The organism is Streptosporangium sp. CA-115845 (assembly GCF_050943795.1).
Classification (GTDB): domain Bacteria; phylum Actinomycetota; class Actinomycetes; order Streptosporangiales; family Streptosporangiaceae; genus Streptosporangium.
This window is the reverse complement of the sequence record NZ_CP191988.1, coordinates 5,200,622-5,213,491: the sequence shown is the minus strand read 5'-3', so window position 1 is coordinate 5,213,491 and position 12,870 is coordinate 5,200,622. Positions and strand designations below refer to the sequence as shown.

The window sequence follows — 12,870 nt, the reverse complement described above, 5'->3', positions numbered from 1 at the left end:
GATGCGAGGTGTCGAGTACGCCAGGGCCAGAGAAGTCCTGCGAGCCCATTACGGGGAGATCAAGCGCCGATACCGGAAGGTGGTCGGCGCGGGAGTCGGCAGCGTCGTCGACCAGGAGGACCTCGCCGGGGCAGGCGACCTGATCTACGGGATTCTCGTATCCCTGGAGGACTCGAGCGGTCTGCCGGCCACCCCCCAGTCGATCGAGGGCGTGCCGCTGAAGTTCAGGGTGACGGGACGCTACCGCGCCCAGCCGGACCCTAGGTGTTAGCGCGGTGAAATCATGAGTCTCAACGTCGAAATCGACCGCTGGCTGAGCTATGCCCCGGCCGGCGCACTGCTGGCGTCCCTGGACGGCGTACTGGACGACGTGCTGCGGTGCGAGGACGCACGGCTCGCCGACGCCGCCGCCCACCTCGTGCGGCGTGGGGGCAAGCGGCTGCGCCCGGCCCTGCTGTTTCTGGCGGCGGCGTTCGGTTCCGGCGCCGAGGAGCCGGACCTGCTGCGCGTGGCGGCCGCCGTCGAGTTGCTGCATGTCGCCGCGCTCTACCACGACGATGTGATGGACCGCGCTGAGAGCCGCCGGGGCACTCCCACCGTCAACGCCATGCGCGGTGACGCCGAGGCCGTCACCGCGGGCACCTTCGTTTTCGCTCGTGCGATCCGGGTGCTCGCCGACGTGGACGGGCGGCTCGCCTCGTGGGCGAGCCAGAGCGTGCTCGCCCTCTCCCTGGGGCAGATGCAGGAGGCCGAGAACACCTACAACCTCGACCACCGGCTGGAATCGTACGTGCAGATCGCGGCGCGCAAGACGGCCGCCCTGTTCGAGCTCTCCTGCCGTGCCGGCGCTCACCTCGCGCGCGCGACCCCGGAGGCGATCGAGGGGCTGGGCCTCTACGGCCGGGCGCTGGGACTCGCGTTCCAGGCCGCCGACGACGCCCTCGACGTCACCGCGCAGGAGGCGACCCTCGGCAAGCGGCCGGGGACCGACCTTCGCGAAGGCGTGTACGGCCTGCCCGTCCTGCTCGCCCTGCACCAGAACACCCCCGAGGCCGACAACCTCAGGCAGGTGTTGAGACGCGACGAACTCACCGAGTCCGACCAGGCGGAAGCCTACCGCTGGGTCGCCGCGGCAGGCGGGATCAACGGCGCGTTCACCATCGCACAGGAATACGCCCACCAGGCGGTGACCCACATCGCCGGGCTCCCAGGTGGCGAGGCGAAGGACTCCCTCGTCCGCCTGACGCGCTATGTCGTTCTGCGACGGAATTGAAGGGTTGCGGAGAATGTCGCAAGCAAGCAAGGGCACTCCGAAGTCGCACACCCGGAGGCGATTCATCCGGGCGATCGGGATGGTGTTCGGCGGCGGGACCGCGGCCCTGGGTCTGTCGGGCGCGGTCCCGGTGTCCGCGGCCACCAGGACCGCGGACACCGCGAGTTCCGCGGGCATGATGAGCTTCGCCCGCCAGATGAACTACTCGGCCCTGACCGAATCGATGGCCAGCCTCCGGACGGTCGGCGACGCCGGCAAGGCGGCGAGGCGGCTCATGGAGTGGTACGCCGCCGCCGGCCCGGCCGAGCGGGCCGACATCGACGGCGCGCTCGACGCGCTCGTCACCCTTCCCGGCGCGTTCTCCTCGCTGGACGTGCGCGACAGGCTCACGCTGCTCGCCGAACAGCTGACCGGCCCCCAGGAGATCAAGATCACCACCGCGATCGGCCTGGCCATCGCCGGGCTCAGCGAATCGCACTCCGGACCCGGTAACGCGCTGGCGGCGGGACGGTTGTACGCCCGGACGATCCGTGCGCTGCCCGCGCAGCCCGTCGGTCCGTCACAGCCGAAGCCAAGCGGAGCGCCCGCTCCCTGCCGCCCCGGGCTGGGCTGAGTCATGTCGTACGAAACAGACGTCGTGGTCGTGGGAGCGGGACCGGCCGGGGCGGCAGCCGCGTACCACCTCGCCCGCCGGGGCCACCGGGTGACCCTGCTGGAACGGTCGGCGTTCCCCCGCGACAAGAGCTGCGGCGACGCGGTCAACCGGGCCGGGGTTCAGTTGCTCGAGGAGATGGACGTCCTGCGCAGCCTCCCGGACGCCTGGGGGATCGGCGGGCTGGAGGTCTCCATGGGTCCCACACAGGCACGCAATACCCGAGACTTCCGCTACGGGCGAGACGACGGGGCCGGCGGGCGGTACGGCCTCGTGGTGCCCCGCGCCCTTCTCGACGACGTGCTCGTGCGCAGGGCCGTGGAGGCCGGCGCGCTTTTCCGCGAGCGCGTACAGGTGCGCGGCCTGATCCGCGAGGCCGGAGTGGTACGAGGGGTCGAGGTCGTCAGCGGCGGCCGGGCCTCGGCGGTACGCGCCCGGGTGGTGGTGGCCGCCGATGGGAGCACCTCGAAGCTGGCCCGCCAGTCAGGCCTGGTGGAGACCTCTCGCGGCCGGCTGGGGTATGCGATGCGCACCTACTTCACGGGCGTCGGAGGGCTGGACGACACCCTCCGCTTCCACATGCCGCTCGACAATCCGGCCACCCACTCCCGGCTCCCCGCGTACGGATGGATCATCCCGCTCGGGCGGGATCGCGCCAATGTCGGGGCCGGAGTGGCCGAGAAGCACCCCGGAGTGCACCTGAACGAGTTGTTCCTCCGGTTCGTCGACGAACTGCGCACCTCGGTGCCGTGGTTCGCCCAGGCCCGCCAGGAGGGCCCGCCGAAGGGCTCCCCCCTGTTCTTCGGCTTTGCCCCGGGACGGTCGTGGGCACCCGGTCTGATCCTCGCCGGGGACGCCGCCGGCATGGTCAACCCCGGCACCGGTGAGGGCATCAGCTTCGCCCTCGAATCGGGGAAGATCGCCGCGGAGGTGATCGACGCCCGGCTCGAAACCGGGCAGGTCGAGGACCTGTCCGGCTATGCGGACACGCTCACGCGCAGATTCAGCGGACACCTCGAAACCGGTCGCCACGCCGTCAACCGGCACCGGCTGGCCTGGCGAGTCCTGGAGGACACCTTCGACTCCGACCGGCCCGTCTTCGCGCTGACCCGGCGGGCGATGCTGGCCCCCGACCACACCGCCGGCTTCGAGACCACGGCGCCCGGCGCCGTCGACGACATCCGCCACTGCCTGGACCCGAGACTGCGGCTGGCCGCACCCCTCGTGGAGATCGGAGAGATCCTCGCCGACACGGTGCGCAAGGACTGGCCCTTCCTGGACCGGCTGCCCGGCCTGCTGTCCGAGGAGTACCTCATGGCGCCGCGCCCCGCGCTGCTCACGCTGCTCGCCGCCCGAGCCGGCCAGGCCCAGCCCGAACATCTGACCGCACTCGCGGCGGCGACCGACCTCGCGGGACTGGCCGCCATCGCCCAGGCCAGCGTCGACGTCAAGCCCGCCGAAGGCGTACGCGGCGCCCAGCCGAACTGGGGCACGATGTTCGCCGTCCTGACCACCGACCTCTTCCTGGCCCGAGCGCTCGAACTCTGCGCGACGCAGGACACGCGGCTCACCGCGCAGCTGACACGCGCCATCGAGGAGGCGTGCCACGGCCGGATGCGTGAACTCGCGGCCGGCCGTGAGGTACCCCGGCCCTCGGCACGCGACTGGCTGGAGCTGTCGGCCGGCTCCGGCGCCGCCGCCCTGTGCGCCGCCGCCTGCGAGCTCGGCGCCGCCGCCGCCGATGCCCCCGCCACGGTCGTCAAGGCGCTGGGAGGCTATGGCCGCCAGGTCGGCGCGGCGGCCCAGCTCGCCGACGACGTCCGGCGACTGGCCGGCGGCATCGACCGGCTCGGCCGCGATGCCCTCGCCGACCTCGAGGACGACCTGCCGAGCATTCCCTTCCGGCTGGCTCTCGAAGAACTGGGGCCTGGAACCGCCGAGCTCCGCGAGTTCCGCACGGACACCCGATCACGTCAGCACCGAGCGGCCGACCTGGCCCGGCTGGTCGGGAAGACCACCGCACTGGAACAGACATCCGCCTGGATTCGTGAGCTCTGCCTCGAGGCTCAGGAAAACCTCACCCGACTCCCCGAGGGGCCGGCCCGATCCTCCCTCCACGCCATCGCACACCATGTGGCCCGGAACACCTTGAGCCCACATTCTCAGACTGTGGCCCCTGCCTGACATGGGCTGGGACCACGCGCGAAGGGCATACCCATGAACCGCCGTCATCGTTTCGTCTCGCGGATCTCCGCTCTCTTGTCCATCGTCTTGACACTGTCGCTCGTCACCGCGGCCGGTGACGGTGAGGTGACCGCCGAGGCGAAACCGCGCCTCGCCACCGCGCTGAGCGCCGCGCCGGACAGCCCGCAGCCAGGACAGTTCTTCGCGGTCCGCGGCCGGGCCGCGAACGCGGTGAACATCGCGGCCAATGCGACCGCCACGGTGAAGGTGGCCGGCGTGGCCGGCGTGCCGACCGCGGGGGTGGCGACGGTGGCGCTGAACCTGGCGGCCAAGGGCACCGGCGGCTCGGGCTCTCTGGTGGTCTATCCATCCGGGGCCGCCGAGCCGGCGGTGACCGCGCTGAGCTACCGGGCGGACCTCACCGCGCACAATCTCGTCACGGCCAAGGTCGGGGCGGACGGCAGCGTCAAGGTGGCCAACAAGGGCACGGTCACGGTGCGGATCTATGTCGATCTGTACGGTTACACCCTTACCCAGGCCGGCAGCTCGGTCGGCGCTGTCTTCGTCGGGGTGACACCGAGGACAATCGTCACGACGGCCAACGTGGCGGCCGGCGCCAACTACGCCTTCAAGCCGCTGAGCGTGGCGGGCATACCCCGTGGCACGATTTCCCATGTCGCGCTCACGCTGGCCGCCGGCGGCTCGACCACCTCGGCGGGCGCGCTCACCGTCTATCCGTCCGGCGCCGCCAAGCCCGCGCAGCCCAACCTGGACTACGGCTCAGGCGTCTACCTCAACAATTACGTGATCACCGCCCTGGGCTCCGACGGCTCGGTGATCATCAACAATTCCGGGCCGGGCGGCGCCAACATCACCGTCGACATCTCGGGCTACTTCGTGACCCCCAGTGCCACGGTGGCCGGGGCGACGGTCCGGCCGTTGCAGCCCGCGCGGATAGCGGCCAACATCGCGATCAACGCGAGCGGCAGCTACACCTTGGCGCCGCTGGGCAAGGGAGGCGTCCCCACCTCGGGAGTGTGGGCGGTCGCCGTCGCGCTCACGGCCAAGGGCGCCGACACCTCCTGCTGCAACGTCCTGCAGGTCTACCCCTCGGGCGACCAGAACGGCGGGGGCGCCCCCGTCCGCTATACCGGCGGCGCGGCCGGCACCGGGTTCATCGCGGCCAAACTCGGTGCCGACGGCAAGGTCGTCATCTACAACAACAGCACCACCAAGGCGACCGTTCAGGTCGACGTGTTCGCATACCTCACCGGTCCATCCAAACCGGGAGCGCCCACGGCGGTCACCGGTGTTCCCCGGCACCAGGCGGTGAAGGTGTCCTGGCAGCCGCCGGCCGCCGACGGCGGCACCCCCATCACGAGCTACACCGTCACCGCCTCCCCCGGCGGCAAGACCGCGTCCGCCGGGGCCGGGACCAGTGCCATCGTGTACGGACTGGTGAACGGCACGGCGTACACGTTCACGGTCACCGCGGCCAACGCCGTCGGCCCCGGCCCGGCGTCGGCGGCGTCGGCACAGACGACCCCGGTGGCGGGGAAGCTCCCGGGCGCTCCCACGAAGATCGTCGGTACCCCGAAACTCGGGTCGGTGGGAGTCTCCTGGCAGCCGCCGGCCTCTGACGGCGGCGCGGACATCACCCAGTACACGATCACCACCTCGCCCGGCGGCGAGACCGCGATGGCATGGCGGAACGCGACCGAGGCCACCGTGACAGGACTGACCGACGGCCAGGCGTATGTCTTCACGGTCACCGCGACCAACGTCATCGGCACCGGCTCGGCCTCCGCGCCGTCGGAGCTGACGACTCCGGAGGCGCCCAGGCCGCCGGGCGCCCCCCTGATCACCGAGCTCTATCCGCGAGACGGCGCGATCCGCGTGTCGTGGAGTCCACCCGATCCCGGTTCCGGGGAGATAACCGGATACGAGATCGCGGCGAGCCCGGGCGGCCAGACCGTCACCGCGACACCGGACCGGACCGACGCGATCGTGACCGGGCTGACCAACGGATCGTCGTACGCCTTCACCGTGACCGCGATCAACAAGGTCGGTCGCACGGACTCTCGTGCCTCCGAGCTGATAACCCCCGAACCCGCCGCCGTCCCGCTCATGCCCGCCGCACTGCTCACCATCCCGCTGAACGGGCGGATCGACGTGCAATGGGTGGCGCCACAGGACGGGGGAGCCCCGATCACCGGATACCAGGTGAAGGCGGAGCCCGGCGGCCACACCGTCAACGTCGCCCCCGACACGACGGTGGCCGCGGTCACCGGCCTCACCAACAACACCTCGTACACCGTCAAGGTCACCGCCACGAACAAGGCCGGTGCCAGTGAGGCCGCTGAGAAGGGCGACATCACCCCGCAGACGGCCCGCGTGCCCGGCGCTCCGGCGGAGGCGCAGGCGGCCGCCTCGGGATCCGGAACCGTGGCCCTGGCCTGGACGCCACCCGTGGACACCGGTACGGCCCCGATCTCCAACTACACCGTCACCGCCGACCCCGGCGGGAAGACCGCGACCTCCACGGGGACCACGGCCACGATGAGCGGCCTGGATCCGGCCCTCTCCTACACCTTCACGGTGACGGCGGCGAACGCGCACGGCGCGGGGACGCCGAGCCCGCGGACGGCTCCGATAACTCCGAACGTGACGGTCCAGAACGCGCCGGTCGTGCTGTCCGACGCGGCCGTCCAGTCACTACGCACGGTACGCGCCGACGGGACACTCGAATTCGAGCAGCCGCCGGCACAGGTCACCGGCCTCACAGCCGACGCGATCATCGTCATCCTGCCCACCACCAAGATTCCCAGCGGGATCTTCAAGAAGGTCACCTCGGCCGGCGGTCAGAACGGCCTGTTCCTCGTCTCCACCAGGTCGGCGGCCGTGAACGAAGCCCTGTCGGCTGGAGCACTGTCCATCAACTCCGGCCTGGACGCCGGTGACCTGGCACAGCTCCAGGCGCGGATTCCGGGGATCCGGCTCCGGCAGCCCACGATCGGCGGAAAGACCCGCGCCCAGGGCGCGCCTACGGCGACGGCGACGGCGACGGCGCAGGACGTCTCCGTCGGCATCAGGGACGGCAGTCTGGTCCTCGAGGTCACGGTGGGGACCGATCCCCGGAGGAACCCCCAAGGCCGGGGCGGCAGGTTCGAGGCGACGTTCGTCCTGACACCGCACATGAACATCAAGATCTGGGTCGCGTCGGGCAAGGTCTACTTCGACGCCTACCTGTCCATCGCCTACGGGGCCGACTCCCGGGTAAGGCTGGGTGCCGGCTCCGACATCGACTACTTCAAACGCTTCGTCAGCATCAGCCTGGGGCGCAAGGTGGTCTGGGTCGGATACGTCCCCGTGGTCCTGAACCCCACCTTCAACGTGTCGACCAGCCTGCAGAGCGAGGTGTCCGGTGGAGTGTCGGTGGCCCTGAAACACTCCAGGGAGGTCGGCGCCCACATCATGAAGGATGACAGCGGCGTTCACGTCGAGAAGATTGACAAGACCGGCGCCGACAACGGCGGATCGATCACCTTCTCCCTCAACGCGAGAGCCAAGGTGGCACTGCTCGCCGAGTTCACGGTGATTGTCTATGAGGCCGGTGGCCCGGGCATCGGAGTCGGCCCCACCATGGAGTGGAAGGCCGACACGACGAAGAATCCCTGGTGGGAGGAGTGGCTGGGCTTCCGCGTCGATGCCTACCTGCGCGCCAGCGATTTCCTGGGCGGTGGCGAAGAACGATTCGACCGGCTCCTCGACCTCTCCTGGAAGAGCCGCGACGCCGGCGGCCCCTTCGTCGGCATCGCCATCGACCCTGCCCGCGTCGACGCCGAAGTCGGTAAGCCCGTCGACTTCAGGATGACATTCTTCGGCCTGCCCACAGCCCCGGTCACCTGGAAGGTCACAGCCGGTCCTGGAACCATCGACGGCAACGGGCGCTACATCGCCGACCGCCCGGGAATCGCCGAGATCACGGCCACCAGTTCAGGCCGCACGACCGTCGCGACGGCCTTCGTGCAGTGCTGGCTGGAAGCCACCCCGCCCGCGCTCGGAATGCTGTCGGCGCCCCTCGACGTCAAAGCCGACGCCGGCCGGCAATCCGCCACGGTGACCTGGTCTCCCCCCAAGACCAACGGGGGCCTGCCGGTCCGCGAGTACGCCGTCCTCACCTCTCCGCACAGCCGTGTCACCTACGTGCCCGCGAACCAGGCGAGCACGGTCATCCGGGGGCTGAAACCAGGAGAGACCTACTATGTCCTGGTATACGCGATCACAGATGTCGCGCTGAGCCCCCCGTCAGCGCCGACCGGCCCCATCGCTCCCACCGGCTAGCATGACGCCTGCCATGACGATCACCGTGCCCGCCACCACGCGGTGGCGGGCCGGCACCGCGGGACCAGGCCGCCGGCGTACTCGCTGACGATCATTGAGGCACCCAGGCTGCGGCCCCGCCGACCGCGGGTGGTGCAGAGTTTGGTCCACTCGGCATGCAGATGTCGCCTCATGCGTCCCTCCGGCGTAGCCGGAAGACGGCCAGCCCGAGGGCTGATGCGGCGTAGGCGCAGAAGACGGCGAGGCCGGCCCGGGGGGCCAGCGGGTAGTAACCGGCCGACGGCGCGTAGTGTGCGAGAACCTGCGGGTACTCGGGGATGCTCTGCTGGACGGCGAATCCCGCGGCCGGGGTGAGCCGTAGCAGCCACTGCGCCGCGCCCACCGGCAGGACGGAGGTGGTCGCGAGGAGGTGGGGCACGGCGATGACGGCGATGGCCACGGTGACCGCCGCGGCGCTGTTCCCGAACAGGGCACCGAGAGCGAGGGCGAAGACGGCGGCGACGGCCAGCAGCGCCGCGACGCCGGCTATGACGCGCAGTTCGGTGAGCGTGCTCACCGGTAGGACGGGGCTGCCGTTGGAACGCAGGATCCGCCTACGGCGCCCGGGTCGCGCTGGAGGTGGCCACCGCCCGCCCCGGGCTGATCTCGCGGCTGGTGCTGCTCAACCCGGGGTGCGGGCTGGAGCCCACGCCCGACCTGGCCGCCTTCGGCGCGCAGGAGGACCGGCTGCTGGAGGCGGGGGAGGTCGAGGCCGCGCTGGTGGTCAGCGGCGGCCACGACCTGCCCTACTTCCAGCAGCCGGCTCGCCACCTGGCCGCGGAGCTGGCCTCGGTGACCGCGGTGCACCTGGGGTGGGCCGGGCACCTACCGAGTATGGAACGCCCCGAGGAGATCACCGCCCTCATCCTCGGCCGGCTGACCGAGAGTCCGGCGAACGGCGCGACACCCCGACTCCCCGTCCACCGCAGCCGGCCGGAGCACCCCGAGCTCGTCGTACAGCCGTAACGCCTTCGGCGACGATCGCGGAGCCCGGGCGAACACCCCCTGAGAGCCCATGAACGGCTGGATTCTCCGTGTATGAATGAATCATGACCGCGCGCTACGAAGGTCATGCCGAGTGGTACGACGACTACATCGGGCCCGGTGCCGCCGCCAACGTCGACTGGATAGTCGATCTTCTCGGTCCTGGAGAAGGCCTGTGCCTGGACGTCGGCTGCGGCACTGGCCTGTACCTCGACACCATCCGATCGACCGGCCGGACCGTCGTCGGTCTCGACCGTTCAGCCGACCAGTTGCGTCTGGCCCGTCGCAGGGACCGCGCTCCGCTCCTCCAGAGCGACGCGACGATGCTCCCGTTCGCCGCGGACACCTTCGACACCGTCACCGCGCTGTGGGTCTCTACCGATATCGGTGACTTCGCCGGATGGACCATCATGGCCGACCGGTCCGCCGTGCCCCGCCCTCGACCTGGATCGACGAACGCCACGTCCGCCGACGTCGGCGTGAAGTACCGAATCAACTCATCATGATGTGGAAGGGTATCCGGTGTTAGTGGTGTTTCTGCTGGTCAGCCGGAAGCCGGCGGTGAAGGTCCGCAACCCGGATACGGAGGGCAGACAAGATAAGCCTGAGAGGGGCAGTCCCGGGAGTGGGCCCGGGACCGCCGAAGCTCGTCACCCGGCGGTATCGAGGACAGGACGCAGCTCGGCCCAGGCCCATGCTCCGAGCGTCGTGTCGGTCGTGGTCACGGGAGTCCGCGGCTGCTCGGGAACGAATCCCTCTCGCAGTCCGGTCGACATGCCCATGATGGCCTCGACCTGTGCCCGGGACATGCCGACGCCCGCCAGCGTGGCGCGCATGGCGTCGTTGCCGACGCGGTGGGCGGTGACCGTGCGGCCCAGGACGTTGCCGACCACGGCCAGGGCGTCGTCCCAGGACAGGTCCTGCGGTCCGTGTACGGCCTGCATCCGGCGTCCTGACCAGTCGGTGCGCAGCAACAGGGACGCGGCCAGCATGGCGATGTCGGCCGGCGCGACCCAGGGGAACGGCTCGTCGGTGGGCCGGAGCACGGCCACGGTACCCGAGCGGATGGCGTCGAGCTCGAACAGCAGGTTGCTGAAGAAGTAGCCGCACCGCAGGTGGGTGACGGCGAGGCCGGTGTCCTCGGTGGAGATCCGGTCCAGCGCCTCCTCGACGCGGGCCAGCCCGTCGATCTCACCGGCGCCCTCGCGGAGCTCCGCGCCCACGCTGCTCTGCAGGACGGTGCGGGGGACGCGGTTCTTGGCGACCGCGGCGGCGACGGCCTCGCCGACCGCGGCATACGCCGCGACGGGGTCGTCGGTCTCGCCGGGCGGCACGACCAGGAACAGCGCGTCGACGCCGCGGGTCGCCTCGGTGACGGCCGCGGCGTCCCGCAGGTCGACCTCGCGGGCGTCGACGAGGTCGCCCCAGCTAGCGCGGGACTGCTCGGGGTGGCGGCTCAGCAGCCGCGAACGGATTCCGGCGCGGACCAGGTGCCCGACCAGGAAGCGGCCGACATTGCCGGACGGTGCGGTGATGGCGATCTCCATGGCCCCGACCATACGGGGAGATGTGGCCTGATCCTGTCCGCAATTCTGGCCATACTGGAGCCATGACCGACTTCGCCCCTGTCGACAGCGACCCCACCGGACGGACCCTCCGGCTGCTGGAGTTGCTGGCCGCTCGGCCGGCCTGGTCGGCTTCCGAGCTCGCGGGGCGCCTCGCGGTCAGCACTCGCACCGTACGTCGCGACGTGGCCCGCCTGCAGGGTCTCGGCTACGCCGTCGAGAGCCGACCTGGACCGGGTGGCCACTACGCGCTGTGTCCGGGGCACCGGATGCCGCCGCTGGTCTTTCAGGACGACGAGGTCCTGGCCCTGGTGGCGGCCCTGCGCATGGTCGAGGGAATCCTCGCAGGGGATGCCTCGCAGCGGGCGTTGACCAAGCTGTCGCAGGTGCTCCCGCGGCGGCTGCGTACCGTCTTGGACAACGCCGCCGCGGGCAGTGAGAACGCCGGCGGCGAGCGCGGGGGAGTGGACCCGGCGACCCTGGCGGTGCTGATCCGCGCGGCCGGCCAGAACCTCGTACTGCGGTTCGTCTACCGCGACCAGCACGGGGCCGTCACCCGGCGGCGGGTGGAGGCGGTGCGGTGTGTCTACGCTCGCGGGCGCTGGTACGTCCTCGCCCATGACCTCGATGCCGGCGACTGGCGAGTGTTCCGCCTCGACCGCGTGCAGGAGCCGGCGATCGGGGAACCGGGGTCCGGCGATCGCCGCCAGCCAGCCGAGAACCTCGCCACCTCGCTCGCTACGGACTTCGGCCGGCACCTGGGGATGCCGGGAAGCTGAGTGGCTCAGGCCGTCATGTCCCTCCACCGCCGGCAGCGGCGCCGGACCCGCGACAGCGCCGAGCTGCCCGTCACGGACGGACGGGGCCGCCCATGGCGCGGCCATCGCCAGGTCATCGACAGCCAACGGGATCAATCGGAGCCGCGCCCCGGCTTGACGATCAAGGCCGCCCTGTCGCAGGTGTCCCATTGATTCACAACTGGCTTCCAAGTGCGGCTTGATCTTCTGCTGTCCGACAGACAACCGAACAGCAGAAGGAGATGTATGAGCAAGACGCGCAAGGCCGTGGCAGTCGTGGCGGCGTTCTTGGCCGTCGGTGTCGGGAGCCTGATCACCGCCGGTCCCGCAGCAGCGCTGCCGGTGGGGGAATGCCCGTACGGCTTCGAGTGGTGCCAGAACGGGGACCCAACCGGCGGCGACCCCGACGGCGGCGTCTTCGGGGACACCAACGTCCCGCCCCTGGGCAGTGGGGGCAACGGCTGACATGACGACAGCAGCCCACCAAGGCAGTCGTCCGCGAAACGGCTAGACGGATCCCGTCTGATCATCACGATCAGACGGGATCTTGTCGTTTCGGGGGTTTCTCGAACCGAGCTCGTCCGGTTGGGGGCAGACCAAGTAAGCCGGGAAGGGGCAACGGTCGGTGCCACGTGGTCCGTTGTGCCGCTCGGCGAGGGTGGGTTTCGGCGGTTTGCCGCCGGACGTTCCACGGGACCGAATCGGTGAGGGAGCCGGTGTGGGGGCGTTGACCTGGGGCGACGCCGCTGGGTGACCGAACAGAGTTCATGTTCTGTCCGGTGTGCCGACCGCCGTTGCCCCTTTCCCGCGTACTTGGTCTGCCCCCCTATATGTGTTGGATTCTTCGACAGGACTACCGGGACCCCGTGATAACGGTCCCTGATCCGGTACATCGACATCAACGCGCGCCTGGTCACCTCGACACCCCTTTGACCAGCACGAACGGCGGTCAAATAAGGGTATGTGGGCTGGACCTTCCTTGAGCTTGGCGGCCGGTGCCCTGCCCTCGTCACGAGCACCGGCCAAGGACTC

General features: G+C 70.4%; 12 protein-coding genes. 9 read left to right on the top strand and 3 right to left on the bottom strand.

Annotation, left to right across the window (positions count from 1 at the left end; all coding sequences use genetic code 11):
* The first annotated feature begins 1 nt into the window (after window position 1).
* Genes ACQP0P_RS25785 through ACQP0P_RS25765 form a run of 5 tightly spaced genes read left to right on the top strand, consistent with a single transcriptional unit; the run spans window position 2 to window position 8,453 of the window.
* Window positions 2–271 (top strand): hypothetical protein, encoded by a 270-nt coding sequence (locus ACQP0P_RS25785; protein WP_433359054.1) that lies wholly within the window; start codon window positions 2–4, stop codon window positions 269–271.
* Window positions 272–283: 12 nt separating this feature from the next.
* Window positions 284–1,273, top strand: coding sequence for a polyprenyl synthetase family protein (locus ACQP0P_RS25780; RefSeq protein ID WP_433359053.1), 990 nt, complete (start codon window positions 284–286; stop codon window positions 1,271–1,273).
* A gap of 13 nt (window positions 1,274–1,286) precedes the next feature.
* Window positions 1,287–1,886, top strand: a complete 600-nt coding sequence (locus ACQP0P_RS25775) for a hypothetical protein (protein WP_433359052.1) — start codon at window positions 1,287–1,289, stop codon at window positions 1,884–1,886.
* Window positions 1,887–1,889: 3 nt separating this feature from the next.
* A complete protein-coding gene (locus tag ACQP0P_RS25770; RefSeq protein ID WP_433359051.1) occupies window positions 1,890–4,109 on the top strand; it encodes a geranylgeranyl reductase family protein in 2,220 nt (739 codons plus the stop codon).
* 33 nt (window positions 4,110–4,142) lie between these two features.
* Window positions 4,143–8,453, top strand: a complete 4,311-nt coding sequence (locus ACQP0P_RS25765) for a fibronectin type III domain-containing protein (RefSeq protein ID WP_433359050.1) — start codon at window positions 4,143–4,145, stop codon at window positions 8,451–8,453.
* A 20-nt stretch (window positions 8,454–8,473) separates the two neighbouring features.
* Here the strand turns inward: ACQP0P_RS25765 and ACQP0P_RS25760 are convergent, their stop codons facing one another.
* Together ACQP0P_RS25760 and ACQP0P_RS25755 are read right to left on the bottom strand one after the other, a co-directional pair.
* Entirely contained in the window at window positions 8,474–8,626 is a 153-nt protein-coding gene (locus ACQP0P_RS25760) for a hypothetical protein (RefSeq protein WP_433359049.1), read from the bottom strand.
* Window positions 8,623–9,009 carry a hypothetical protein gene (locus ACQP0P_RS25755; RefSeq protein WP_433359048.1) on the bottom strand — a complete coding sequence of 129 codons (387 nt, stop codon included), beginning with the start codon at window positions 9,007–9,009 and terminating at the stop codon, window positions 8,623–8,625. Before ACQP0P_RS25755 ends, ACQP0P_RS25760 begins: the two co-directional genes overlap by 4 nt.
* Window positions 9,010–9,071: 62 nt before the next feature.
* Between ACQP0P_RS25755 and ACQP0P_RS25750 the strand changes: the two genes are divergently transcribed.
* Together ACQP0P_RS25750 and ACQP0P_RS25745 are read left to right on the top strand one after the other, a co-directional pair.
* Window positions 9,072–9,458, top strand: a complete 387-nt coding sequence (locus tag ACQP0P_RS25750; protein ID WP_433359047.1) for an alpha/beta fold hydrolase — start codon at window positions 9,072–9,074, stop codon at window positions 9,456–9,458.
* Window positions 9,459–9,541: 83 nt separating this feature from the next.
* Window positions 9,542–9,982: a class I SAM-dependent methyltransferase gene (locus ACQP0P_RS25745; protein WP_433359046.1), complete on the top strand. Its 441-nt coding sequence runs from the start codon at window positions 9,542–9,544 to the stop codon at window positions 9,980–9,982.
* A gap of 144 nt (window positions 9,983–10,126) precedes the next feature.
* Here ACQP0P_RS25745 and ACQP0P_RS25740 read toward each other — a convergent pair whose 3' ends face one another.
* Window positions 10,127–11,023: an NAD(P)H-binding protein gene (locus tag ACQP0P_RS25740; RefSeq protein WP_433359045.1), complete on the bottom strand. Its 897-nt coding sequence runs from the start codon at window positions 11,021–11,023 to the stop codon at window positions 10,127–10,129.
* 62 nt (window positions 11,024–11,085) lie between these two features.
* Between ACQP0P_RS25740 and ACQP0P_RS25735 the strand changes: the two genes are divergently transcribed.
* On the top strand, window positions 11,086–11,820 hold the full coding sequence (locus tag ACQP0P_RS25735; RefSeq protein WP_433359044.1) for a helix-turn-helix transcriptional regulator: 735 nt from the start codon (window positions 11,086–11,088) through the stop codon (window positions 11,818–11,820).
* Window positions 11,821–12,084: 264 nt separating this feature from the next.
* Window positions 12,085–12,303, top strand: coding sequence for a hypothetical protein (locus tag ACQP0P_RS25730; protein ID WP_433359043.1), 219 nt, complete (start codon window positions 12,085–12,087; stop codon window positions 12,301–12,303).
* The last annotated feature ends 567 nt before the right edge of the window (window positions 12,304–12,870 follow it).

Excerpts from the sequence above, each read along its gene's own strand:
- ACQP0P_RS25760 (WP_433359049.1), bottom strand. The coding sequence starts at position 8,626 with ATGAGGCGACATCTGCATGCCGAGTGGACCAAACTCTGCACCACCCGC.
- ACQP0P_RS25740 (WP_433359045.1), bottom strand. The coding sequence starts at position 11,023 with ATGGAGATCGCCATCACCGCACCGTCCGGCAATGTCGGCCGCTTCCTG.
- ACQP0P_RS25745 (WP_433359046.1), top strand. The coding sequence starts at position 9,542 with ATGACCGCGCGCTACGAAGGTCATGCCGAGTGGTACGACGACTACATC.
- ACQP0P_RS25780 (WP_433359053.1), top strand. The coding sequence starts at position 284 with ATGAGTCTCAACGTCGAAATCGACCGCTGGCTGAGCTATGCCCCGGCC.
- ACQP0P_RS25785 (WP_433359054.1), top strand. The coding sequence starts at position 2 with ATGCGAGGTGTCGAGTACGCCAGGGCCAGAGAAGTCCTGCGAGCCCAT.
- ACQP0P_RS25765 (WP_433359050.1), top strand. The coding sequence starts at position 4,143 with ATGAACCGCCGTCATCGTTTCGTCTCGCGGATCTCCGCTCTCTTGTCC.
- ACQP0P_RS25775 (WP_433359052.1), top strand. The coding sequence starts at position 1,287 with ATGTCGCAAGCAAGCAAGGGCACTCCGAAGTCGCACACCCGGAGGCGA.
- ACQP0P_RS25730 (WP_433359043.1), top strand. The coding sequence starts at position 12,085 with ATGAGCAAGACGCGCAAGGCCGTGGCAGTCGTGGCGGCGTTCTTGGCC.
- ACQP0P_RS25735 (WP_433359044.1), top strand. The coding sequence starts at position 11,086 with ATGACCGACTTCGCCCCTGTCGACAGCGACCCCACCGGACGGACCCTC.
- ACQP0P_RS25770 (WP_433359051.1), top strand. The coding sequence starts at position 1,890 with ATGTCGTACGAAACAGACGTCGTGGTCGTGGGAGCGGGACCGGCCGGG.